Below are 24,424 nucleotides of genomic sequence, written 5' to 3' on the forward strand. Positions count from 1 at the left end.
ATGCCCTTGCCGGCTCTAGGCTGGCGGCATGACAGCAGAACGCCGAGTGCACCTGTCCCGTTCCGCGCCGGACGCGTACAAGGCGCTGGACGCGCTCTCCAAGACGGTGGGTGGGCTGGCCTCGGCCAACGGTCTCGACGACCGGCTGAAGGAGCTCGTGCAGATCCACGCGTCGCAGTTGAACGGCTGCGCCTATTGCGTCCGCATCCACGTGGATCGTGCGCTCACGGCGGGTGTCACCGTGGACGAGATCTCCCAGCTTCCCACGTGGGAGGAGTCGGGCGTCTTCAGCGAGCGGGAGCGCGCCGCTCTGCAGCTCGCGGAGGCGTTCACCTTCATCCACGAGGGAGGCGTGCCGGACGAGGTGTACGACCACGTCGGCGGCATCCTGAGTGAGGAGGAGTACGTGGCCCTCAGCTGGGTGCTCGTCTCGATCAACGCCTTCAACCGCCTCGTGATCGCGGGACGGTATCCGGTGCCGCCGGTGGGCGCGGCATCCGCGTGACCGCCGGATCGCTCATCTCGGGCGCCCTCAACTTCCGGGACGTCGGCGGGTTGCCCGCGGGCGACGCCGTGACCCGTTCGGGGGTGCTCTACCGGTCGGGCAACCTCGCGCAGGTCGACGACGCGGGAGCCGAGACCCTCCGCGCCCTGGGACTGCGACGCATCGTCGATCTACGCGACGACCACGAAGTGCGCTACGCCCCCAGCAGGGTCGAGGGCCTGGGCGTGGAGACGCAGCGCGTGCCGCTCTATGTCGGGTCGATCGAGTCGTTCTTCGAGCGGGACGCCTCGCTGACTGCCTTCTATCGCGAGATCGTGGAGGACTCGGCCGCGCAGGTGGCGGCCGTGGTGCGCGGCATCCTCGTCGACCAGCCGGTCCTGGTGCACTGCACGGCGGGTAAGGATCGCACGGGTCTCACCGTGGCCCTCGCCCTCGCTGCGGCCGGAGTGGATCTCGACGCCGTCGTCGACGACTACGCCCGCACCGAAGCGCTGCTCCCCGCGGCCCGCAACCGGCTCGTGGTCTCGCGGCTGCGGGCGCTGCATCCCGATTCCCGCCACGTCGAGGAGGTGGCGACGCGGTCGCCGGCGCCCGTCATGCGCGCACTGCTCGCACACGTCGCCGATACCCACGGAGGCGCGGCGGACTATCTCCGCGCCCACGGTCTCGGAGATGACGAGCTGGCCGAACTGCGGCGCGTGCTGGTCACGACGCGAGACTGAGAGTCCGGCCGTAAGACCGCAGACAAGGTTAGGCAACCCTTTGTCATGCGTATACTGGCCCTGTCATGCCTTCCACCGAGCACAACGCCAGCGCCTGCCGCACGTCGCGTCACGCGCGCGTCCAGCACCTCATCACGGCCGATGAATCGTCGCTCACCGAGCTCGAGGTCCTGCTGGCGACGCTCCCGATCTGCTCGACGGGCCGGGTCTTCATCGAGATCCCGGATGCCTCGTGGCAGACGGCCATCGCGGCGCCGGCCCGCATGACGGTGACGTGGCTGGACCGTTCGGCGCGTTCGGGTGCCGCCGGCACGGGGCGACTGTGCGCACCGGGGGCGGCACTGTCCCGTGCGGTGAACGCCTACGCCGACGAGATGCTGTGCGCGGAGGATGATCACACCCGGGTGTTCCTCCTCGGCGGCTATCTGGGTACCGCCGACATCGTCGACCACCTCACGTCGAGCCTGAGTGTCGCGACCACATCGATACACACTCCCGAGCGCTTCGGATTCGCCACCGCTCGCTGAACAGAGTCGCCGCGGGTCGAGCGTCAGGAACCTCGCGGCACGTAGTTGCCGTCTTCCAGCCCCGCCTCGATCTCAAAGCGGTTCCGCAACGGATTCCGGCCGTCGAGGCTGTACAGCAGCGGCATGAGCAGTCCGTATCGGCGCCACTGACGTGCGTGCACGGCCTCGTGGACGAGGACCCGATCGGTCACGTCCGCTTCACCCGTCAGGTAGCAGTTGCCCACGCAGACGCCACCGCGACCGAAGGCCCAGGACGGCATACCGCGGAACACCCACAGTCCCTGGCGCTTCTGCACCCGTCCGGTGCTCCACAGCCCGCCCCATGTCCACCCGACAGCGCAGCCGTAGAGGTATCCGATGAAGCTGACGGGGGAATCGAGGAGGACCGCCGGGATGAACCGGTCGATCCGCCTGCCGCGCTGCACCCGGCGTTCGGCTTCGGTGCGCCACCCTGCGGGAGGCGCCGGGATGCGAGTCATGCGAGCGCTCCGATGATCCGCAGGATCGCGCCGAGGTCGTCGACCGCGGCGTCGGGCGATGCGGGGGAGAACTCGGTGATCGCTCCACCGACGAGCGGGGCGACCGCGCGGACGGCGGCGATGCTCGCCGTGAGGGTGGCGACGTCGACACCGAACGGCACAGGGTCGCTCAGGCCGCTGAGCGCCGACGGGTCCAGCACGTCGAGGTCGACGTGGACGAACACCCCCGATGCCCCCGCGTCTCGGACGGCGGCGGCCAGCGCGGCGGGCGTGAGCTCGTCGGCGCTGACGATCCGGACGCCGAGGCGCTCCGCGGCGTCCTGTTCCGCGTCGTCGGTCAAGCGCACGCCGGCGAGGATCAGCCGGCCTGCGGACAGCAGCGCCGAGTGCGGCAGGGCGTCGGCCACCCGGGGCACCGTGGCATCCACGACGGCGCGCGCGGCCATCGTGTCGAAGGCGCCCGTGGGCGAGGACTCGGGGTCGTGCAGGCCGGCGTGGGCGCTCAGCCACAGGACCACCACGCCCGGATCGACGGCGCCGCGTGTCGCGCCCGCCGTCCACAGGGCGCTCGTCGTGGCGACCCCGGCGTCCCCGCCGATGGTCACGACGGGCCCGTCGGAGACGCCGACCGACGTGAGGGCGTCGAGCTGCAGGCCGGACGTCTGATGGAGCGCGCTGAAGCGACGGATGCCGGAGTCCAGCGACTCCCCGGCCTCGAGCGGCACCTCGACCACGGTGGACCGCGCCCGGGGCAGATCCCCGGCGATCGCGCCGGCGCCGTCGACGAGCTGCATCGCGCGGGAGGACGAGGAACCCTGCCACTGCGGCACGACGATGAAACGGGTCATGCGTTCATCTTGCCCCACCGGCCGCGCTGCTCCGACGGTGACCACGCGCACAGACGACCCGAGCCGGGTGCCCGGAGGGACACCCGGCTCGGGAGCGCGGTGAAGCGCAGGTTACGGCGCGGCGTCGATGGCGGCGCGCTCGGGCGTGCCGCCTTTCAGCGCAGCCAGGCGCGCCTCGACCTCGGTGAGCTCTCCGACGTCGTCGAGGCTGTTGAACTGTGCGTCCAGGCTCGACGCGGCCAGTTCCTGCTTGCCGGCGGCGAGAGCCTCCTGGCGACGGATCTTGTCCTCGAAGCGACCCAGCTCGCTCGTCGGGTCCATGACGTCGATCGACTTGACGGCATCGACGACCTTGATCTGCGCCTCGGCGGTCTTGGCGCGCGCGAGCAGCTCGGAGCGCTTCGACTTGAGTTCTTCGAGCTTGCCCTTCATGCCGTTCAGCCCGTCCTTGAGCTGATCGACCACCTGGGTCTGGGCGGCGATCTGCGGGGCGGTGGCCTTCGCCTGATTCTCTTCGCTGATCTGACGCTGCAGCGCGATCTTGGCGAGGTTGTCGAACTTGTCGGCATCGGCGGTGTTGCCGGCGGTGCGCAGCTGGTCGGCCTTGCGGCTCGCGGCGATCGCCTTGTTGCCCCACTCGGTGGCGGCCTGGACGTCCTCCGCGTTGTCGCGCTCGAGCAGACGCAGGTTGCCGATCGTCTCCGCGATCGCGGATTCCGCGTCGGCGATGTTGTTGGTGAAGTCGCGGACGAGCTGGTCGAGCATCTTCTGCGGGTCCTCGGCGGAGTCGAGCATCGCGTTGATGTTCGCCTTCATGAGGGTGGAGATGCGACCGAAGATGGATTGCTTTGCCATCGGGGTTCCTTCCTATCGGTGGTACGGGTTCATGGGACGAGTCGTGAGGATGTCGGGGCGAGAAGGCGGGCGGATGCTGCGCCCCCGGTGCGCGCGGGTCAGAAGCGTCCACCCCCGCGGCGGGAACGGGTACCGCCGCCGCCGAAGCTGCCCGGGCTCATGCCTCCGCCGGAGGAACGGCCGCCTCCGCCTCCGCCGAAGATGCCGCCCATTCCGCCGGAGGAGCGGCCGCCTCCTCCGCCGAGGAGGGAGTTGATGACGATCCCGCCGAGCACCGCGCCGAGCATGCCGTTACCGCCGCCTCCGCCCGTGGAGCCGCCGCCGAGCATCGAGCCGCCGCCGGAGAAGGCGCCGACGTCGTTCTGCGCGTACTGGATCGCCTGACCGGCCAGCTGGTTCGCGCGCTGCGCCTGCTGCAGAGCCTGATCGGGCGCCGAGCTCTGCAGCTGCTGCGCCTGCACGAGCGACGAGCCCGCCTCGGCGAGCCGTGTGCGCGCCTCGGCGCCGACGGCGCCGCGGCGCGCGGTGATGTAATCCTCGGCGGCGGAGACCTGGGCCTGCGCCTGCAGGATGGACTGGCCGAGCATCTGACGCGTCCGATCGGCCTGAGCCGCGGCATCCCGCGCGCCCTGCACGACGCCATCGATCTGCGCGTTCGCCGCCTCGAGGCTCTTCAGAACGGCCAGCGGGTCCTTCACCGGACCTGCGAGCGCTGCCCGCCCGGCATCGACCCGCTGTCGCGTCGATGCGATGACCGGCGCGAGAGCGCCCTGGGGATCGGGGAGCGCGGACGCGGTCGCGATGTCGGACTCGAGCTCGGTGAGGAGGGCCTCGGCGCCGGACTCCTGCCCGGCGAGGTCGTTCTGCATCTTCGCGACGGCGTCTTCCAGCAGTCTCGCCTGCGAGATCGCCTCTTCGGCCGCCCGGATCTCGACGGCCGCCTCGCCGCCGTTGCCTGCGCCGATCGCGGCCTGCGCCGCCGTCAGGCGTTCATCCGCGAACGCGACGCGGTCGGCGGCCTGCGCCGGGTTGTCAGCGACGGTCGAGAGCGCGTTCGGGGTGTACGCGCCACCCAGCTGCGCGAGAAGCGCGCGCGCGCCGTCGATCGCCGAGGCGACCGTGTCGCGCTCGGCCTGCACTCGCGCGTACGCCTCCGGGGCGTTCTGCTCCAGCTTGCGCAGCTCGTCGAAGGCCGCGGCCTTGTCATCGAGCCCGTCGTTCGCCCGGGCGCACAGCGCGATGATCTGCTCGTTCCACGCCCTGGACTCCTCGGGTGTGTCCTCTTGTCCGTCATCGAGCTGCTGCTTGAGGGTGAACGCCTGGTTGAGGTCGGTCTTCGCCGACGCGATGGCCTGTTCGAACTCGCCGGTGGCGGCATCGCCGAACTGAGCGCGAGCGAAGCCGAGCTCCTGCTCGCTGGTCTTGACGGCGTCGTCCGTCGCGACGAGGGCCGAGGACGCCTGGCGTCCGAGCTCTTCGAGATCCACGGGCGGCGAGATCGCGGCACCCGGCGCCCCCGCACCGGCCTTCTTCCGACGGCTCCGCGTGACGAGGACGATCACGAGGATGATCACGACGACGACGAAGACGGCGACGAGCACCGCCGTGAGGGCGCCGCCGCCCGCATCACCCGCCGCTCCGCCACTGCCGCCGCTCGCGGCATCCGTCAGACCGTCGGCAGCGGCGTCGACGGCGCCGAGCCAGCTGCCGCTCTGCAGAGCGGGCTGCACGCGCTGCTGCTCGATCGCGCCGAGCGCTTCTTCGTCGACCGGCCCGGCGGAGTCGCCCGACAGGTAGAACTGGCGCGACTCGGTGGCGATCGCGAGAAGATACTGGGTCGGGCCGAGTCCGTTGTCCGTCGCCACCTGGTTGGCCCATCCCGCGGCGTCGGAGGGACTGGTGAACGTGTCGACGTAGACGACCCACAGATCGAGTCCGGTGTCGGCTTTGAGCTGCTCGAGACGTGTCTGCGCGGCGGCCGCGTCGGAGGAGGAGAGGACGTTCACGTCGTCGAGGACGTAGCCCGCACCCAGTGACGGGGGAGCGGTCGCGAATGCGGACATCGCCGCCCCGCCGAAGACCATCGAGAGGGCCGCCACGAGCCCCACTGCCCACCGCGCGCGCATCGGTTCCTCTCCGCGAGGCCGAACACCCGCCTCCCTGCGAGTCTATTCAGACGGACGCGCACGCGGATAGCCGGACGCAGGGTACACAGGACCTTCTCACGGCACCGGCGGGTCGTCCCGGCGGGGCGCCGACGAAATCGTACGCTCGGCACCTCGGAGGGTTCATGGACGACAGATACGGCACGGACGTGCTGGCCGGCGGCTGGCGCGATCGCGGCGCGCGCGTGCTCGCGCGGGTCGAAGCATCCCGCGACCTGGTCGTCGAGGTCGCCGCCGACGGGTTCTGCGGGGCGGTGACCCGCCTCGAATCCGGTCTCGTCGAGCTCGAGGACCGGTCAGGACGACGCCGGCAGTTCCCCCTCGGGGCCGGCTTCCTGATCGACGGTCAGGACGTCGTGCTGATCCCCCCGGCGCCTCGTGCTCCCGCGACGCCGAAGCGGACGGCGTCGGGTTCGTTCGCGCCTCAGGACGAGCGAGCCCGGGTCGCCCAGGCGAGCCGCATCTGGGTCGAGGGACGCCACGATGCGGAGCTCGTCGAGAAGGTCTGGGGAGACGATCTGCGCGCCGAAGGCGTCGTGGTGGAGTACTTGCAGGGCGTGGATCTGCTCGATGACGCACTCGCGACAGACCCTCCCTCAGCGGAGCGGCGCTACGGCGTGCTGGTGGACCATCTGGTGCCGGGTTCCAAGGAGTCGCGGCTCGCGCAGGCTGTCGAGCGCGGCCCGCACGGAGCCCACGTCCTCATCGTCGGCCACCCGTTCATCGACGTCTGGCAGTGCGTCACTCCCCGGGCGGTGGGAATTGCCCGGTGGCCGGAGGTGCCGCGCGGCATCGAGTTCAAGGTGGGGGTGTGCCGCGCCCTGGGGTGGCCGTCGGACACCCAGACGGACATCGCCCGGGCGTGGCAGCGGATCCTGGGCTCCGTGCACTCGTATCGAGACCTCGAGCCCACGCTCCTCGGCCGGGTGGAAGAGCTCATCGACTTCGTCACGGGCTGATCACCCCGGACCCGGCGAGCCGTCCCGGTACTGTGGAGCGGGTGAATCACACGCCCGCCGATCCGACCGCGTTCCGTGACAAGCCCGTCTCGTTCGCCCGCCGGACCGGGCGCATGACCGACGGTCAGGAGCGGGCGTGGAGCGCACTCGGGCCGCGCTACCTCCTCGACGTCCCACGCGATGCCGCGATCACGAGCATCCTGCCGGGATCGACGATCGATCCGTCCGCCGTGTGGGGCCGCGTGGCCCCGCTGATCGTCGAGATCGGATCGGGTCAGGGGCACGCGATCGTGCACGCGGCCTCCACGCGTCCGGACGACGACTTCCTCGCGATCGAGGTCTTCCTGGCGGGGCTCGCGCGCACGATGCGCGATGCCGACCGCGCGGGCGTGCAGAACCTGCGTCTGGTGGAGGCGAACGCCCCCGAGGTCCTCGCGCATCTGCTGCCCGCGGCATCCGTCGACGAGCTGTGGATCTTCTTCCCCGACCCGTGGCACAAGAACAAGCACACCAAACGTCGGATGATCACGGATGACTTCGCCGCCATCGCGGCGGCCGCGGTGCGGCCGGGCGGGACGGTGCGGATGGCGACGGACTGGGAGGACTATGCGCTGCAGATGCGCACCGTGCTCGACGCCGCGCCGGGGTTCGTGCGCGATTTCGCCGATGACTGGGCGCCGCGATTCGACGGGCGCGTTCTGACGGCGTTCGAGCAGAAGGGGGCCCGGGTGGGACGCGCGATCCGCGATCTCGCGTATCGGCGCACCGACCATCCGGCCGCCGCCTCGACCGAGGGGGTCTGACCTGCCCGGGATCGCGCCATTACCCGCCGTCCTTCCGGCCTGGTCGTGGCGACTCGTCCCCGCTCTGCTCGCGTGCCTGGCGGCGCCGGCGTTCTTCGTGGTCCGGGTCCCGTGGCTCGGGTGGCTGCTTCTGGCTGCGGCGCTCCTCGGTGCGTGGCTCTTCGAGCGCGACTCCCGCGAGACTCCGGCTGGACGCAGCGATCGAGCGGATGCCGCGGCATCCGTCACGCGCACCCCGAGCCTGCTGCGCGATCTTTCGCTGGTCGCTCTCGGACTGCTCATCGTCAGCGCGATTCCGCTGAAGGCAGAGCTCGACAACATCGCCATGCTGCGCTTCGGGCTCGTGCTCGGGGGAGCGGTGGCCGTTCCCTATCTGGTCTCGCGCTTCGTATACCGGGATCGGGCGACCGGTTTCCCCTGGCGCGGAGGCGGCAGGTGGACGAGATTCCAGTCGGTGTGGCTGGTGCTCGTACTGGTGCTCGGCTGGCTGATCCTCCCGTTCTACTTCATCACGAGCGGTGTGTACCTCAATTGGCCAGTGGTCAACACTCCCGATCTGATTGCGCGGCTGTTCGTCGGGGTCGGCGCCGTGGGCATCTGGGACGAGCTGTTCTTCGTCTGCACGGTGTTCGCCCTGCTGCGCCGGCATTTCCCGTTCTGGCAGGCGAACGCCCTGCAGGTGATCGTCTTCGTGTCGTTCCTCTGGGAACTGGGCTATCAGGCGTGGGGGCCTCTGCTCACGATCCCGTTCGCGTTCCTCCAGGGATTCATCTTCATGAAGACGCGGTCGCTGACCTACGTCGTCATCGTCCATCTCCTGTTCGACGCCGTCGTCTTCCTCGTCCTCGTGCACGCGCACAATCCCGGCGCCCTCGACGGGTTCTTCCTCGTCTGAGCCCCCGGCGCTCGGGTTCATCCGGCTGACACCTGCGTATGGCATGATTCCCCTCGGTGGCGCATGTCGAGGACGTGCGGCGCGCGATGGGGGTGATGAGTGAGTACGCAGGACGGCGAAGTCTCGACGGCCGTATCCACCCGGCCCCTTCCCCCGACCGCACTGGTTCGCGGATCACGTGCTCTGCGTTCCGCGATCGATCAGCTGAGCGGGCCCCGCGCGGGTGTCCAGCCCATCGTCGCGGGCACGATTTCGCGGGTGCTCGTGCTCTGGGGTGCGGCCCGAGCATTGAACATCGCTCTTCTCTGGGCGTACTACGAGCTCTCCGTCGCCGGGAAGTGGGGATTCGGGCCCGACCAGCTGCCGGCGACCACATTCCTCCGCTTCCTGTCCGACTGGGACGGCGCCCGGTATGGACGCATCTCGCAGATCGGCTACCCCGAGACGCTCCCCATCGACTCGTTCGGCATCGTCCAGCCGAACGACTGGGCGTTCCTGCCGGTTTACCCGGCGTTGGAACGCGGCCTCTCCGAGATCACGGGCATGCCGTGGCAGCTCGCCGGAGTCATCATCAGCGTGCTCGCGAGCGCCGGGGCGACCCTCATGCTGTTCCTGCTGCTTCGCAGGCTCACGACTCCGGATGCCGCGTGGTGGGGCGTCGTGCTCTTCAGTGTCGGGCCTCTCTCCTTCATCTTCGTGCTCGCCTACGCGGAATCGCTCTTCCTCCTTCTGCTGTTCGCGAGCCTGTTGCTGGCGGTCGACCGGCGCTACCTGTGGATCGCGCCCCTCGGGGCGATCGCCGCATTCACCCGGCCCGGAGTGCTCGCGCTCGCGCTCGCCCTGGGCATCCTGTTCGTCGTCCGATGGATCCGTCGCGCCGACGACGCGTTCACGCTCAGGGAGCAGGTGGGCCTCGTCGTCTCCGGGCTCGTGACGGCGGCCGCGGGGCTCACCTGGCCGGTGATCGCCGAGCACGTCACGGGCGTGACCGATGCCTATCTACGCACCGAGACCTCGTGGTGGGTGCCGTTCATCGGCACGGGCGGATTCGTGCCCTTCACCCAGTGGTTCCGCCTCGCGGGAACCCATCTGGGTGTGGTGGGAGTGATCATCGTGCTGGTGATCGTGACGGCATTCGTCGCCTGGCTGTGCTCGGCCGCCGTCCGACGCATGGGCGTCGTCGTGGTCGCCTTCGCGGCGTCCTATGGGGCGTATCTTTTCGCCGTCTTCCTGCCGCAGCAGAGCCTGTTCCGCCTGGTCCTGCCGTTGGCGCCGCTCCTCGCCGACGAACGACTCTCCTCCTCGCCGCGGCGCCGTCAGTGGTCGCTGTGGGTCGCGATCGGCCTTCAGGTCGTGGCGATCCTGCTCCTGTGGACCATCGGCTGGCCGTGATGCCGGTGTGGGCGAACGTGGCAACACCCTGGTGATAACCTCGATCGGTACGCCTCCGTAGCTCAGGGGATAGAGCGTTGGTTTCCGGTACCAAAGGTCGCTGGTTCGATTCCAGTCGGGGGCACATTCGGGAAAAGGGATCGCGGGCCATCAGGCCGGGCGATCCCTTTCTCGTGAGAGCAGCGTGACCGCACGGGGCGCACGCCGGGCCGGCCGAGAGCGGGCCCGGTTCCGGCGAGAGGCCGCGCTATCGTCGAGGTTTCGGGGGTTCGTGTCCGGGGGGACGCGGAGCCGAGGGGGAGGCTATGTACGGTCACGCGGTGGCGGTGGGTCTGATGGTGCTCTGCGTCGTCGTGCCGGCGCTCGTGCTCGTCCTGCAGGTCCGTCTGGCTTACCGGCTCCCGCGAGAGGTGAGCTCGTTCCTCGGCGTGGCCGGCGCCGCCGGCGTGGCGGCCGCGGCGTCGAGCTACATGTACTTCGCCTACTTCCGAGACCCGACGACTCTCGCGCTCGCCGTCGGCGATGTCGGCATGACTCTCGCTCCGGCGCTCCTGTGGATGGCGCTTCTGCGGCTCTCCGCTCGGTCGAGGTGGTGGCTGATGCTCGCCCTGGCGGGGCCCACCGTCGTCGCGTTCTGGAGCGCTGCAGTGCCGCAGCCCGCCTCGCTCGTTGTGAAGGTCGTGTTCCTCGCGGTCTACAGCGCGCTCATCGTCCTGGTCACCTCTGTTCCCGGCGTGAGGCGACGCCCCGGCGTCGCGGTGATACGCGGCGCGAGCGGAATCTACGCCGCGTACTGCGTGGCGCGGCTCGGCGTTCTCCTCGGCGTCGGAGTGGGGGCCGATCTGTATCGGGTGTTCTTCGCCATCGGTCCCACCACGATGCTGAGCGCAGCCAACGTGATCGCGCTCACCGTGGGGACGATCCTCCTCGCGCGCGCCGTGCAGCGCCCGCCGTCTCTCCCGGCTCCTTCCGCCGGCGCCGTCCGCCTCCAGGTGGCGATCTCGGATCGCCCGCTCCTCCGCGCCGCGTGGGGATCAGGCACGGTCGACGCCCTCAACCGGAAGCTGATGTCGATCGTCGCGGAGCACGCCCACATCGTGGAGGTGGAGCGCTCCGGTGTCGTCATGGCGGTTCCGGTCGATGACGTGGACGCCGTCGTGGCCACCATCCGGGAGGAGTACGGGGTGGCTGCGGCATCCGTGACATCCGTCCCGATCAACACGCTCGAGGTCACGGAACGGGGCCACCGGGATCTGTCCACTGCCGCCACGCCGTCTGCGGACGACCCTCGCGAGTGACGCGAGTCAGTCGAGCGGAGCCTCCGCGATCACTTCACTCGACGGCGACATGGCCGCCAGGGCGTCCTCCAGGAGGTGTGCGAGGGCGGCATGGCCCTCCGTCGACGGATGGTTGTTGCCGATCGCAGACGTGTCGATCATCGAGGCGTAGTTGCCGGTGTGGATCCAGTCCTCGGCGAGCGGTGACACGTACCACCAACCTCGCGCGGCGGCCAGCGCGGCGAGGTCCCCGTCGATCCGCGCCGTGGCCGGCTCGACCGGGAGTACCTGCGGGGCAGGGCCCAGGATGACGATGGATGCCTCGGGATAGAGGACCTCGAGGGCGTCCCAGGCGGTAGTCACGGCGGCGCGGTATCCGGTCGACGGCAGTCGCCGGTCGTTGATCGAGCCCTCGACGATGACGAGGTCGGGGTCGAGTGCGGGGTCGAGCCCGGCGATGCGCTCGGCGAACGTGCCGCCGCCGAGACCCCGTTGCAGATAGCCGCTGCCGCGGACCCCGTCGACCGTGGCGTCCCATTCCAGATCGCGGGCGATGATGTAGGCGTACCCGAGCGTCGGGTCGGATGCGGCGGACCCGTACGTCCACGAGTCGCCGAAGATGAGCACCCGTGCGCCGGAGGGAACAGCCAGTGGAGCCGGTGCGGATGCCGCGGCATCCGTCCCTCCCGCGCTCGCCGACGACGTCGGTGGCGTCCGTGCCCAGGGGTGCCACAGGGCCAGGCCGCAGATCAGGGCCACGGTCAGCGCGAGGGCGACGATCCCCCCGCGCGGACGCCGCAGATCGGGGCGCTCGGGCGGGGACATCCTCTGAGGGTAGATCACGTGCGAGGTGTCGCCACGCCACAGTCCGGGGAGCCCGATCCGCCGTGAAACACGACCGACTCACAGAGTTTCCGGCCCGTGTTTCCGGGCCGGGTTCGCGCGTGCGAGGATGACCCGGTGCAACGCGTCGTGACCGCCGAACTGGACCTCGAACTGAGCTCCTCCATCGACCTCATCTTTTCCATCACGACCGCGCAACCGGTGCCGCTCTCGAGCGAAGTCCTGACCTTCAGGCAGGGCGATCGCGAATACACGCCCACCGAGATCGTCGACCAGTCCGGCAGCCGCCTGCACCGGTTGACCGGCGAGGCCGGTCGTCTCGAAGTGCGCTACGAGGCGACCGTCGAGGGCGTGACGGCGACGACTCGCACGAGCGACCTCGAAGCGATCACCTACCTCCGTCCGAGCCGATACGCGCAGTCGGATGAGGTCTTCTCGCAGGCGCGACGACAGTTCAAGGGACTGACCGGACATGAGCTCATCGCCGCGGTGACCGAGTTCGTGTCGACGAGCACGACCTACACCCCCGGCCTGAGCGGCGGCACCGACAGTGCGGTGACGACCCTGATGACCGGTCAAGGCGTCTGCCGCGACTACGCGCACGTCGTGATCGCGCTGCTGCGGGCGATGGACATGCCCGCACGCTACGCCGCGTGCTTCGCCCCGGGACTGCAGCCGATGGACTTCCACGCCGTCGCCGAGGCGTACTACGACGGAGCGTGGTACGTGATCGATGCCACTCAGCTGGCCGACCGGCGCTCCCTCGTGCGCATCGCCACCGGTCGCGATGCCGCCGACTGCGCCTTCCTGAGCTACCACGGCGGACACCTCAGCCTTTCGCACATGCGCGTCGACGCGTGGGTCATGCCCGAGTCGGTGACCGACGACGGGCTCGTCGGCGACGACGCGGTCGCCGGTGGCGACGACGATTTCGTGTCGCTCGTGCAGATCGCCTGACGCCGGCCCCGACCGCGGCCGTCGCCCCGGTGCCGACTCAGGGGACGGCGAGGACGCGCAAGTAGACTGAGCCGGTTATGAATCCTGAAGAGCTCTCCGCCGCCCTGCTCGCCGTCGTCACCCCGCTCGCCGAGGCGCGACGCGAGGGCTCGGCCGCCGCGCTGACCGCGGCCGACCTCCCGCTGGATCGGCCTAAGAACCGCGACCACGGCGACTGGGCATCGAATGCCGCGCTCAAGCTGGCGAAGAACGTGGGGGCGAACCCCCGCGAGTTCGCCGCCGAGATCGCCGAGGGCCTGCGCGGTGTCGACGGCATCGCGAATGTCGAGGTCGCAGGCCCCGGTTTCATCAACATCCGACTGGATGCCGGGGCCGCGGGAGCTCTCGCCCGGACCATCGTCGAGGCAGGCGCCGCCTTCGGATCCAATGCCTCGCAGCACGGCAACACCATCAATCTCGAATTCGTGAGCGCCAACCCCACGGGTCCGCTGCATATCGGCCACACCCGGTGGGCGGCGCTGGGTGATTCGATCGCCCGGGTGCTGGCGGCCAGCGGTGCCACGATCGTCCGCGAGTTCTACATCAACGATGCCGGCGTGCAGATGAACCGCTTCGGGCGCTCCGTGCTCGCCGCGGTCCTCGGCGAGCCGACCCCCGAGGACGGCTACCCGGGTACGTACATCACCGATCTCGCACAGCGAGTGCTCATCGCGCATCCCGAGATCACCGGGCTCGACGCCGAGAGCCGGTTGGAGCTCGCGCGCGAGGCCGGCTACCAGCTGCAGCTCGGCGATCTGCAGAGCTCGCTCGAGAAGTTCAACGTGCACTTCGACGTCTGGTTCAGCGAGCGGACGCTGCATGCGCCGCCGGCCGACGGCGGCGCCAGCCTCGTCGACGAGGCCGTCGAGCGGCTGCGCGCCCAGGGCCATGTGTTCGACGCGGAGGGCGCCGTCTGGGTGCGCACGACCGACTTCGGCGACGACAAGGACCGCGTCATCCGCAAGTCCGACGGCGAGTACACCTACTTCGCCGCGGACGCCGCCTACTACCTCAACAAAGGCGATCGCGGCTACGCGCACAAGATCTACCTGCTCGGCGCCGACCACCACGGCTACGTGCATCGCCTCAAGGCGCTCGCCGGTGCGGCAGGCGATGACCCGCAGAAGGACATCGAAGTGCTGATCGGCCAGCTCGTTTCGATCAACGGCGCCCGGCTCAGCAAGCGGGCGGGCAACATCATCGAGCTCGACGACCTGCGTGACTGGCTGGGCACCGACGCCCTGCGCTATTCGCTCGCCCGGTACCCCGCTGACTCACCACTGACGCTCGACCCCGAGATCCTCCAGCGGCGCACGAATGACAACCCCGTGTTCTACGTCCAGTACGCGCACGCCCGCACACACAATGTCGCGCGCAATGCGCTCGGCTCGGGCGTCGACCGTTCGGAGTTCGCCCCCGAGCTGCTCGACCACGAGACCGAATCTGCTCTCCTCGGAGCGCTGCAGGAGTTCCCGCGTCTCGTGGCATTCGCGGCGGAACTGCGCGAGCCCCACCGCATCGCCCGTTACCTGGAAGAGCTGGCGGGGCTCTACCACCGGTGGTACGACAACTGCCGAGTCATCCCTCTGGGCGACGCCCCGGTGGAGACGGTGCACCGCACCCGCCTGTGGCTGAACGACGCCACCGGCCAGGTGCTGCGCAACGGACTCGACCTGCTCGGCGTGAGCGCGCCCGAGCGCATGTGAGCCGCGGCCGTGGGATTCGAGACGTGAGATGAGTGACACGCAGCCCCCGCCACCGCCACCGCCACCGCCACCGCGGCCGCACGCCCCGCAACTGCGGGCGGCATCCGTGCAGGCGCCGTCGGCGCACCGGCGTCGGAGATTCCTTCCCTGGCTCGTCGCCGCTGTCATCGTCGCGGCGCTTGCCGTCGCCGCGTGGTTCGTGGGGGAGTCGATCGCCCGCGACCTCGTCACCAAGACGATCCGCGACCAGGTGGTCACGCGTCTCGCGCTCCCCGCCGACCACCAGGTGGACGTCGACGTCCGGGGCGCGGTCCTCCCGCAGCTCATCGGCGGCGAACTGCACGACGTCTCCGTCGCATCCGACGACGTCGCACTCGGCTCCTTGACGGGCGACATCGCACTCACCGCGACAGACGTGCCCGTGCGGGGCGATGCACCGGCCGGGGGCGGCACGGCGACCGTCACGCTCGATACCGGCCAGCTGCAGACCCTGATGGCCACCGTCGACGGTTTTCCGGCGGATTCACTCGGGCTCGCCGCGCCCGACGTCACCGTCTCGACGGAACTCCGGGTGTTCGGCATCGCCATCCCGGTGGGAGTCTCGCTCACGCCGAGCGCAGCGGACGGAGACATCGTGCTCAGCCCCGCCTCGCTGCAGCTGGGGGGCGCGGAGATCTCGGCCGGCGACCTCCGAGATCGCTTCGGATCGCTCGCCGACGTCGTCGTGCGCGACTGGAACGTCTGCATCGCGCAGTACATCCCGGCCGGCGTCGCCCTCCAGCAGGTGGACGTCGTGGGGGACACCGTCGTCGCGCGCCTCGACATCGACGGGGCGATCATCACGGAGCCGTCCCTGCAGGCCAACGGCACCTGCGCCTGAACCGCCTCGCATGTGACGCGTCGCACGGGCGCCGCGAACGGGGTGCCCTAGACTGCAAGTCAGCTTCCGGCGTGTGCCCATCCCGCCCGGATCCCCGCGTCGCTTCCTCCCGATTGGCCCCACCGCGTGTCCGCCGCTCCGTCCGCACCACCGTCCGCACCCTCGTGGCTCGCGGTTCCCGACGACGTCAACGCGCTCCCCGAGGCGATCTGGCCCGAGTCCGCGCACCGCGACTTCGACGGCGCGCTCGTGCTCGGCGGGGTGGGCGTCGCAGGGTTGCGCTCGGCGTACGGCACTCCGCTCTACGTCCTCGACGAAGACCTCGTCCGCGCGCGAGCGCGGCGCACGCTCGATGCCTTCCGCTCGGCGACCGCGGTGCACGACGTGCAGGCGCGCGTGTACTACGCCGGCAAGGCGTTCCTCAGCACCGAGGTCGTGCGCTGGGTCACCGAAGAAGGACTCGCCGTCGATGTCTGCACGGGCGGGGAGCTGCAGGTCGCGCTCGCCGCGGGCGCCGACCCTCGGCGGCTGGGCTTCCACGGCAACAACAAGTCGGTCGCCGAGCTCGAACGCGCCGTCGAGATCGGCATCGGGTCGATCGTCATCGACAGCTGGATCGAGCTCGAGCGCCTCGCCGCGATCGCGCAGCGCGCCGACGTCACGCAGTCGGTCCTCGTGCGGGTCAACAGCGGTGTGCACGCCGAAACGCACGACTTCCTCGCGACGGCTCACGAGGACCAGAAGTTCGGGTTCCCCCGATCGGATGCTGCGGCCGCCGTCGCGCGCATCAGAGAGGTCGAGGGACTCCGCTTCATCGGGCTGCACTGCCACATCGGATCGCAGATCTTCGGTGCGAGCGGCTTTCAGGAATCCGCCTCCAGGCTCGTGGAGCTGCACGCCGAGCTGCTGGCAGGCGGGGACATCCCCGTCCTCAACCTGGGCGGCGGCTTCGGCATCGCCTACACGACAGCCGATGATCCGACGCCGATCGAAGAGCTGGCCACCGGCATCGTCGAGGCGGTCGCGCGGGAATGCGATGTGCGCGGCATCCCGATTCCGGATCTCGCCTTCGAACCCGGTCGCTCGATCATCGGGCAGGCCGGGGTGACCCTCTACGAGGTCGGCACCACCAAGCCCGTGCAGGTCACCGATGAACTGACGCGACTGTACGTGAGCGTCGACGGCGGCATGAGCGACAACGCCCGCCCGGCCCTGTACGGCGCTCAGTACTCCGCGAGGATCGCGTCGCGCACGAGCGACGCGGCTCCCGCCCTCGCCCGGGTCGTCGGCAAGCACTGCGAATCGGGCGACATCGTCGTCGACGCCGACTATCTGCCCGCCGACATCGCCCCCGGCGACCTGCTCGCGGTGCCGGCGACCGGTGCCTACTGCTTCGCGCTGTCGAACAATTACAACTACGTGCCCCGACCTCCCGTCGTCGCGGTCCGCGACGGAGAGGCACGCGTGATCGTGCACGGCGAGAGCATCGCCGATCTCCTCGCGCGCGACGCCGGGGTGCATGGATCCAACGAAGGAGCAGGCATGCCTGTACTGAGCGAGCGGAGAGAGTCGAAGTGATCGACTACCGCAGACTGCGCGTCGCGCTGCTGGGAGCCGGAGCCGTCGGCTCGCAGGTCGCCTCGCTGCTGCTGCGCCACGGAGACGAACTGGCCGACCGTGCCGGCGCCGCACTCGAGATCGTCGGGATCGCCGTGCGCGATCTTGATGCTCCGCGCGACGTCGACCTGCCTCGCGAGCTGTTCACGACCGACGCCGAGTCGCTGATCGTCGGGGCCGACATCGTGATCGAGCTCATGGGCGGCATCGAACCGGCACGCACCTACATCCTGCAGGCGATCAATTCCGGTGCTGACGTCGTCACCGCCAACAAGGCGCTCCTCGCGACGCACGGACCCGAGATCTTCGACGCCGCCGATCAGGTCGGCGCCCAGGTCTACTACGAGGCCGCCGCCGCCGGTGCCATCCCCATCATCCGTCCGCTCCGCGATTCCCTCGCCGGGGACCGTGTCGAGCGCATCATGGGCATCGTGAACGGCACCACGAACTACATCCTCGACCGGATGGAGACCGAGGGAGCGGACTTCGCGGACGTTCTCGCCGAAGCTCAGGCGCTCGGGTACGCCGAAGCCGACCCCACGGCAGACATCGAGGGCTACGACGCCGCGCAGAAGGCCGCCATCCTGGCGAGCCTCGCGTTCCACACGACGGTCCCGCTCGACACCGTGCACCGCGAGGGCATCACCCAGATCGACGCGGCCATGATCGAGTCGGCACGCCACGGCGGGTACGTCATCAAACTGCTCGCGGTGTGCGAGCGCATGCAGGGCGAAGCGGATGCCGGGGCATCCGGCGAAGCGATCTCCGTGCGCGTCTACCCGGCCCTCGTGCCGCGGACGCACCCCCTGTCCACCGTGCACGGCGCGAACAACGCGGTCTTCGTGCAGGCGGCCGCCGCGGGCAACCTGATGTTCTACGGTGCCGGCGCCGGCGGCGTCCAGACCGCATCGGCCGTCCTCGGCGATGTCGTGTCCGCGGCCCGTCGACACATCGCCGGCGGGGTGGGTGTGGGGGAGTCCACGCTCGCCAATCTTCCGATCCTTCCGATCGGCCGCGTCACGACGCGCTACCAGATCACCCTCGAGGTCGACGATCAGCCCGGAGTCCTGGCGACGGTCGCCCGCATCCTCAGTGAAGGCCGCGTGTCCATCGCGACCGTCGAGCAGACCGTCACCGACGAGGCGCGTGCGCGCCTGGTGATCGGAACCCACAAAGCCCGTGAGCAGGACCTGAGCGACACGGTGGACCGTCTCGCCGAAAGCGGCGTCGTCGAGCGCGTCGCGTCCGTCCTGCGAGTAGAAGGAGACTGACATGGCACACCTCTGGCGCGGAGTACTCCGCGAATACGCCGACCGGCTGGGCGTCACCGACACCTCGACCGTGGTCACGCTGGGGGAGGGCGGCACCCCGCTGCTTCCCGCTCCCGCGCTGTCGCGCCTCACCGGCACCGACGTGTGGGTCAAGTTCGAGGGCATGAACCCCACGGGCTCGTTCAAGGACCGCGGTATGACGGTCGCGCTCTCACGCGCTGTCGAGCACGGGGCCAAGGCGGTCATCTGCGCCTCGACGGGCAACACATCGGCGTCGGCAGCCGCGTACGCCGCGCACGCCGGCATCACCGCCGCGGTGCTCGTGCCCGAGGGCAAGATCGCGATGGGCAAGCTGAGCCAGGCCGTCGCCCACGGCGGGGAGCTCATCCAGATCCGCGGCAACTTCGACGACTGCCTCGAGATCGCGCGCGAGTTGGCCGATCACTATCCGGTGCATCTGGTCAACTCCGTCAACCCCGACCGCATCGAAGGGCAGAAGACCGCCGCCTACGAGGTGGTCGAGGTGCTCGGGGATGCCCCGGACTTCCACTTCATCCCCGTCGGCAACGCCGGCAACTACACCGCCTACTCGCGCGGCTACCGTGAGGAGGCCGAGCGCGGCGTCGCCACACGCGTCCCCCGCATGTTCGGGTTCCAGGCCGAGGGCAGCGCGCCGCTCGTGCGCGGCGAGGTCGTCAGGCATCCCGAGACCATCGCGAGTGCGATCCGCATCGGCAACCCCGCATCGTGGGAGCTCGCCCTCGAAGCGCGCGACGCGACCGACGGCTGGTTCGGCGCGATCGACGACGAGCGCATCCTCGCGGCGCAGAAGCTGCTGTCCTCCGAGGTCGGGATCTTCGTCGAGCCCGCGTCCGCCATCAGCGTCGCCGGACTGCTCGATCGCGTCGAGGCGGGTGTCGTGCCCGCCGGCGCCAAGGTGGTCCTGACGGTGACCGGTCACGGCCTCAAAGACCCGCAGTGGGCGCTCCGCAACCCGGACGGCAGTCAGATCACCCCGACAGTGGTCGACGCGGCGACGTCCGAGGTGGCGTCGGTACTCGGCCTGGTCGCGCAGGAGACGTCGGCGTGACCACGGGCGGCACCGCCGCCACCGCGCCGATGGAGGGGCGCGCCGTCGCCGTGCGTGTCCCGGCGACGAGCGCGAACCTCGGTCCCGGTTTCGACACCCTCGGGCTCGCGCTGAGCGTGTACGACGAACTGACCGTCACGGCGCTCGAGCCCGGCCGCATCGAGGTGGAGGTCGACGGTGAGGGCGCACAGGACGTGCCCCGCGATGCCTCCCACCTCGTGATCAAGGCCATGGCCTACGCCTTCGAGGCCGTCGGTCGGCCGATGCCCGGAGTCCGCCTCGAGGCGCGCAACGTCATCCCGCACGGGCGGGGTCTTGGGTCTTCCGGGGCGGCCGTCGTCTCGGGTCTCCTCGCGGCGAAGGGTCTGCTCGAGGGCGACGTCGTTCTCGGCGACGAGACGCTGCTGCGGCTGGCCACCGAGCTCGAGGGCCACCCCGACAACGTCGCCCCCGCACTGTTCGGTGGACTCACGATCGCCTGGATGGACGAAGGCGGTCCGCAGCACAAGAAGCTGCTCGTGCACCGCGGCGTCTCCCCGCTCGTGTTCGTTCCGGAATTCACGATGTCCACGAGCGTCGCGCGCAGCCTGCAGCCGCTGCAGGTGCCCCGGGAGGACGCCGTCTTCAACGTCTCCCGTTCGGCCCTTCTGATCGCGGCGCTCATGCAGAGTCCCGAGCTCCTCCTTGCCGCCACCGCCGACAAGCTCCACCAGGACTACCGGGCGCAGGCGATGCCCGAGACCGATCGTCTCGTCCGCGCGCTGCGGGCCGCCGGTTTCGCCGCCGTGGTCTCCGGTGCCGGCCCCAGCGTGCTGGTGCTCTCGGACGGACCCGGCCGCCGTCTCGAGGCGGCCGAGGTCGCGGCATCCGCCATGGACACACGGTGGGAGGCGCTCATGCTGGCCGTCGATGTCAAGGGTGGTACAGTGAAAGAGTACGCGGAGGGTTCCACGTAGCACGTGAATCTGGCCTCCGTCGCAATCTGCGAACAGCACCGCACACCCCCCACTCAGCACGATCGTCGTGAATCCGGCTTACGGATCCGGGCGTCTGCACGGGTGGCGTGGGCAAGTACCCGTCGTGCCCGGGTCCGTGTGCGGTCGTGCACATCCATTCGTTTCACAAGGGAGTACTCGTGGAGTCCATCTCCGAGATCCACACCGCTGACAACCAGGCGGACGAGCGCGTCGACGCGTCCGAATCCGCCGAGAACGTCACGGAAAGCGGCGAGAACATCGCCGAGACCGCATCCGCTCCGGATGCCTCGCCCGAGGCGCCCGCGGCAGACCCGACGCCGGCCGATGTGCCCGTCGAGGCCGCTGCGGATGACGCTGCCGGCCAGGCCGCACCGGTCATCACGCCGGACGAGGACCCGGCCCCCGATCTGCTCGCGGCCGATGCACCCGTCATCGAGGAGGCCCCCGAGGTCGAGGTCGTCGCACCCCCGGTCAAGGCGCCCCGCAAGCGCGCCCCGCGCCGCGCGAAGAGCTCCGACGTCGCGCCGCCCGCGGAGACCGAGACGGCACCCGCCGCTGACGCGGCTCCGGCCGCCGATGTGGCTCCGGCCGCCGACGCGGCTCCGGCCGCTGACGCGGCTCCGGCCGCCGACGCGGCTCCGGCCGACGCCGGCGCGCCGGCCGCGGTCGAGCCCGCCACCGCGGTGGATGACACCGCCCCGATCGCCGATGCCACGCCCGATGCTCCCGCCGCCGACGACGCACCTGCGGCCGAAGCTTCCGCCGCTCCTGTCGCCGAGGCCGCGCCCGTGGTCGAGGCCGCTCCTGTCGCCGAGGCATCCGCGGACGCGCCCCACACCGACGCGGCCGACGCCGACGGTACGGACCAGAGCGACAACGATGCATCCGATTCCGCTGGCGGCCGCGGTCGCAGCCGGTCGCGCAGCCGCAACCGCAACCGCTCCGGCAACGCGCAGGGCGGTCAGAACGGCCAGGCCCAGAGCGACGGCCAGAACGGTCAGCAGCCGGCCCAGGGCGGGCAGAACCGCACCCCGGCACCGCAGCAGCAGACCTCCGACGGTGACGACGAGGGCACCACGACCGGCCGTGGCCGGCAGCCCCGCAACACCAAGCGTCGCGGGCAGAGCGGTTCCGACGAGTTCGAGACCGAGATCAACGATGACGACGTGCTCATCCCGATCGCCGGCATCCTCGACGTGCTCGACAATTACGCCTTCGTGCGCACGAGCGGTTACCTCCCCGGCACGAGCGACGTCTACGTCTCGCTCGGTCAGGTCAAGAAGTACAACCTGCGCAAGGGCGACGCCGTCGTCGGGGCGATCAAGCAGCCCCGCGAGAACGAGCAGTCCAGCCGCCAGAAGTACAACGCGCTGGTGAAGGTCGATTCGGTCAACGGGCTCTCGGTGGAGGATGCCGCGACCCGCGTCGAGTTCGGCAAGCTGACACCCCTCTACCCGCAGGATCGCCTGCGCCTCGAGACCGCTCCCGAGAAGCTCACACAGCGCATCATCGACCTGGTGGCCCCCATCGGCAAGGGCCAGCGCGGCCTCATCGTCGCGCCGCCCAAGGCCGGCAAGACGATCGTGCTGCAGCAGATCGCCAACGCGATCGCGACGAACAACCCCGAAGTGCACCTCATGGTCGTGCTCGTGGACGAGCGTCCCGAAGAGGTCACCGACATGCAGCGCACGGTCAAGGGCGAGGTCATCGCCTCCACCTTCGACCGTCCGGCAGAAGATCACACCACCGTCGCCGAGCTGGCGATCGAGCGCGCCAAGCGCCTCGTCGAGCTCGGTCGTGACGTCGTCGTGCTGCTGGACTCCATCACCCGCCTCGGCCGCGCCTACAACATCTCCGCCCCGGCCTCCGGTCGCGTGCTCAGCGGTGGTGTCGACGCGTCGGCGCTGTACCCGCCGAAGCGGTTCTTCGGCGCTGCACGCAACATCGAGAACGGCGGCTCGCTCACCATCCTGGCCACCGCGCTCGTCGAGACCGGTTCCAAGATGGACGAGGTCATCTTCGAGGAGTTCAAGGGCACCGGCAACAGCGAGCTGCGACTGTCGCGTCAGCTGGCCGACAAGCGCATCTTCCCGGCGGTAGACGTGAATGCGTCTTCCACGCGTCGCGAAGAGATGCTGCTCTCGAACGACGAAGTCAAGATCACCTGGAAGCTGCGCCGTGCCCTCGCGGGTCTCGACACGCAGCAGGCTCTCGAGGTCGTGCTCGGCAAGCTGAAGGAGACCTCGTCCAACGTCGAGTTCCTCATTCAGATGCAGAAGTCGATCCCGACGCCTGCGGGCGGCACGTCCCACGGGCACGAGAACAACATCCGCTGAGGCCGAGGAGGGAGCACGACGTGTTCGACTCCGTCAACGCTCTGATCGAAGAGCACAAGGCTGTCGAGAAGGAACTCAGCGACCCCGACGTGCACGCGGACGCCGCGCGCGCCAAGCGGGTCAACCGGCGCTACGCCGAGCTGAACCGCATCGTGCATGCCAACCAGGCCTGGGTCGAGGCATCCGATGATCTCGAAGCCGCGCGCGAACTCGCCAAAGAGGACGCCGCGTTCGCCGAAGAGGTGCCGGGCATGCAGGAGAAGGTGGATGCCGCGGAAGAGCGTCTGCGACGGCTGCTGATCCCGCGCGACCCCGACGACGCCCGCGACGTCATCATGGAGATCAAGGGCGGCGAGGGCGGGGCGGAAAGCGCGCTCTTCGCCGCAGACCTCCTGCGCATGTACATCCAGTACGCGGCGTCGAAGGGGTGGAAGACCGAGCTCCTGGAGCGCACGGAGTCCGACCTCGGCGGCTACAAGGACGTGCAGGTCGCGATCAAGGGATCGTCTGCCGACCCCGCGCAGGGCGTCTGGGCGCACCTGAAATACGAGGGCGGCGTGCACCGCGTGCAGCGTGTGCCCGCGACCGAGTCGCAGGGACGCATCCACACCTCGACGACGGGAGTACTGGTCTTCCCGGAGGTCGATGAGCCGGACGAGGTCGCGATCAACCCCAACGACCTCAAGATCGACGTTTTCCGTTCCTCAGGTCCTGGTGGGCAGTCGGTCAACACGACGGACTCCGCTGTGCGCATCACCCACGTCCCCACCGGGATCGTGGTGTCGATGCAGAACGAGAAGTCGCAGCTGCAGAACCGGGAAGCGGGCATGCGCGTCCTGCGCGCGCGCCTGCTGGCGAAGCAGCAGGAGGAGCGCGATGCGATCGCGTCGGACGCGCGCAAGTCGCAGATCCGCGGCATGGACCGCTCAGAGCGCATCCGCACGTACAACTTCCCCGAGAACCGAATCGCCGATCACCGCACCGGCTATAAGGCGTACAACCTCGACCAGGTGATGGACGGCGCGCTCGAGCCGATCGTCGAGTCCTGCATCGCCGCCGACGAGGAAGAGCGCCTGGCCGCGCTGGGCGCCGACGCCTGAGGGCGCGCGGCCACTGCGCTCCGTGCGCTACGCGGCCTTGGGCTTCGTGCGCTACGCGGCCTTGGGCTTCGTGCGCTCGGGCTTCGTGCGCTTGAGTTTCGTGCGCTTGGGTTTCGTGCGCTTGAGTTTCGCGAACGGTCGCAACACGCCGCGTGCGCGGTTCGGCCGCGCACGATACCGG

General features: G+C 69.9%; 22 protein-coding genes and 1 tRNA gene. 18 read left to right on the top strand and 5 right to left on the bottom strand.

The window, feature by feature from the left end:
• Positions 1-28: 28 nt before the first annotated feature.
• From ACFXOO_RS08785 to ACFXOO_RS08795, 3 genes are all read left to right on the top strand, one after another.
• The gene (locus ACFXOO_RS08785) at positions 29-505 is read left to right on the top strand and encodes a carboxymuconolactone decarboxylase family protein (protein ID WP_378840813.1); all 477 of its coding nucleotides are present in this window, start codon (positions 29-31) and stop codon (positions 503-505) included.
• A complete protein-coding gene (locus ACFXOO_RS08790; protein WP_378840811.1) occupies positions 502-1,227 on the top strand; it encodes a tyrosine-protein phosphatase in 726 nt (241 codons plus the stop codon). The genes ACFXOO_RS08785 and ACFXOO_RS08790 overlap by 4 nt, the downstream gene beginning before the upstream one ends.
• A gap of 65 nt (positions 1,228-1,292) precedes the next feature.
• On the top strand, positions 1,293-1,754 hold the full coding sequence (locus ACFXOO_RS08795) for an SIP domain-containing protein (RefSeq protein WP_378854019.1): 462 nt from the start codon (positions 1,293-1,295) through the stop codon (positions 1,752-1,754).
• A gap of 23 nt (positions 1,755-1,777) precedes the next feature.
• Here the strand turns inward: ACFXOO_RS08795 and ACFXOO_RS08800 are convergent, their stop codons facing one another.
• The 4 genes from ACFXOO_RS08800 to ACFXOO_RS08815 form a co-directional block, all read right to left on the bottom strand.
• Positions 1,778-2,233, bottom strand: a complete 456-nt coding sequence (locus ACFXOO_RS08800; RefSeq protein ID WP_394563353.1) for a Fe-S oxidoreductase — start codon at positions 2,231-2,233, stop codon at positions 1,778-1,780.
• The gene (locus tag ACFXOO_RS08805) at positions 2,230-3,081 is read right to left on the bottom strand and encodes an arginase family protein (protein ID WP_378840804.1); all 852 of its coding nucleotides are present in this window, start codon (positions 3,079-3,081) and stop codon (positions 2,230-2,232) included. The genes ACFXOO_RS08800 and ACFXOO_RS08805 overlap by 4 nt, the downstream gene beginning before the upstream one ends.
• 111 nt (positions 3,082-3,192) lie before the next feature.
• Positions 3,193-3,936, bottom strand: a complete 744-nt coding sequence (locus ACFXOO_RS08810; RefSeq protein ID WP_378840801.1) for a PspA/IM30 family protein — start codon at positions 3,934-3,936, stop codon at positions 3,193-3,195.
• Between the two features lie 98 nt (positions 3,937-4,034).
• Positions 4,035-6,062, bottom strand: a complete 2,028-nt coding sequence (locus ACFXOO_RS08815; protein WP_394563354.1) for a TPM domain-containing protein — start codon at positions 6,060-6,062, stop codon at positions 4,035-4,037.
• Positions 6,063-6,226: 164 nt separating this feature from the next.
• Here ACFXOO_RS08815 and ACFXOO_RS08820 point away from each other — a divergent pair, with 164 nt between their 5' ends.
• From ACFXOO_RS08820 to ACFXOO_RS08845, 6 genes are all read left to right on the top strand, one after another.
• Positions 6,227-7,060: a DUF3097 domain-containing protein gene (locus ACFXOO_RS08820; RefSeq protein WP_394563355.1), complete on the top strand. Its 834-nt coding sequence runs from the start codon at positions 6,227-6,229 to the stop codon at positions 7,058-7,060.
• 113 nt (positions 7,061-7,173) lie between these two features.
• Complete coding sequence (gene trmB, locus ACFXOO_RS08825; protein WP_378840962.1) at positions 7,174-7,863, top strand: tRNA (guanosine(46)-N7)-methyltransferase TrmB; 690 nt, start codon at positions 7,174-7,176, stop codon at positions 7,861-7,863.
• A 10-nt stretch (positions 7,864-7,873) separates the two neighbouring features.
• Positions 7,874-8,758 (top strand): type II CAAX prenyl endopeptidase Rce1 family protein, encoded by an 885-nt coding sequence (locus tag ACFXOO_RS08830; RefSeq protein ID WP_394563405.1) that lies wholly within the window; start codon positions 7,874-7,876, stop codon positions 8,756-8,758.
• Between the two features lie 99 nt (positions 8,759-8,857).
• Positions 8,858-10,150 (top strand): hypothetical protein, encoded by a 1,293-nt coding sequence (locus ACFXOO_RS08835; RefSeq protein WP_394563356.1) that lies wholly within the window; start codon positions 8,858-8,860, stop codon positions 10,148-10,150.
• A 51-nt stretch (positions 10,151-10,201) separates the two neighbouring features.
• Positions 10,202-10,274, top strand: a tRNA-Arg gene (locus tag ACFXOO_RS08840).
• A 181-nt stretch (positions 10,275-10,455) separates the two neighbouring features.
• Entirely contained in the window at positions 10,456-11,448 is a 993-nt protein-coding gene (locus ACFXOO_RS08845) for a hypothetical protein (RefSeq protein ID WP_394563357.1), read from the top strand.
• 6 nt (positions 11,449-11,454) lie between these two features.
• Here the strand turns inward: ACFXOO_RS08845 and ACFXOO_RS08850 are convergent, their stop codons facing one another.
• The gene (locus ACFXOO_RS08850) at positions 11,455-12,252 is read right to left on the bottom strand and encodes an SGNH/GDSL hydrolase family protein (protein ID WP_394563358.1); all 798 of its coding nucleotides are present in this window, start codon (positions 12,250-12,252) and stop codon (positions 11,455-11,457) included.
• A gap of 135 nt (positions 12,253-12,387) precedes the next feature.
• On the opposite strand from ACFXOO_RS08850, the gene ACFXOO_RS08855 reads away from it, so the two are divergent.
• The 9 genes from ACFXOO_RS08855 (at position 12,388) to prfA (ending at position 24,243) form a co-directional block, all read left to right on the top strand.
• Positions 12,388-13,227 (top strand): transglutaminase family protein, encoded by an 840-nt coding sequence (locus ACFXOO_RS08855; protein WP_378854031.1) that lies wholly within the window; start codon positions 12,388-12,390, stop codon positions 13,225-13,227.
• Positions 13,228-13,304: 77 nt separating this feature from the next.
• Positions 13,305-14,972 (top strand): arginine--tRNA ligase, encoded by a 1,668-nt coding sequence (argS, locus tag ACFXOO_RS08860; protein ID WP_394563359.1) that lies wholly within the window; start codon positions 13,305-13,307, stop codon positions 14,970-14,972.
• A gap of 28 nt (positions 14,973-15,000) precedes the next feature.
• A complete protein-coding gene (locus ACFXOO_RS08865; protein WP_394563360.1) occupies positions 15,001-15,852 on the top strand; it encodes a DUF2993 domain-containing protein in 852 nt (283 codons plus the stop codon).
• Between the two features lie 126 nt (positions 15,853-15,978).
• On the top strand, positions 15,979-17,430 hold the full coding sequence (gene lysA / locus ACFXOO_RS08870) for a diaminopimelate decarboxylase (protein ID WP_378840783.1): 1,452 nt from the start codon (positions 15,979-15,981) through the stop codon (positions 17,428-17,430).
• The gene (locus ACFXOO_RS08875; protein ID WP_394563361.1) at positions 17,427-18,740 is read left to right on the top strand and encodes a homoserine dehydrogenase; all 1,314 of its coding nucleotides are present in this window, start codon (positions 17,427-17,429) and stop codon (positions 18,738-18,740) included. Before lysA ends, ACFXOO_RS08875 begins: the two co-directional genes overlap by 4 nt.
• Position 18,741: 1 nt before the next feature.
• Positions 18,742-19,830, top strand: coding sequence for a threonine synthase (gene thrC, locus ACFXOO_RS08880; RefSeq protein WP_394563362.1), 1,089 nt, complete (start codon positions 18,742-18,744; stop codon positions 19,828-19,830).
• Positions 19,831-19,859: 29 nt separating this feature from the next.
• Positions 19,860-20,786 (top strand): homoserine kinase, encoded by a 927-nt coding sequence (thrB, locus tag ACFXOO_RS08885; RefSeq protein ID WP_378840957.1) that lies wholly within the window; start codon positions 19,860-19,862, stop codon positions 20,784-20,786.
• Positions 20,787-20,965: 179 nt separating this feature from the next.
• Complete coding sequence (gene rho / locus ACFXOO_RS08890) at positions 20,966-23,143, top strand: transcription termination factor Rho (RefSeq protein WP_394563363.1); 2,178 nt, start codon at positions 20,966-20,968, stop codon at positions 23,141-23,143.
• A gap of 20 nt (positions 23,144-23,163) precedes the next feature.
• Positions 23,164-24,243: a peptide chain release factor 1 gene (gene prfA / locus ACFXOO_RS08895; RefSeq protein ID WP_378840775.1), complete on the top strand. Its 1,080-nt coding sequence runs from the start codon at positions 23,164-23,166 to the stop codon at positions 24,241-24,243.
• The last annotated feature ends 181 nt before the right edge of the window (positions 24,244-24,424 follow it).

It is taken from the genome of Microbacterium sp. P03, assembly GCF_043556235.1.
Classification (GTDB): domain Bacteria; phylum Actinomycetota; class Actinomycetes; order Actinomycetales; family Microbacteriaceae; genus Microbacterium.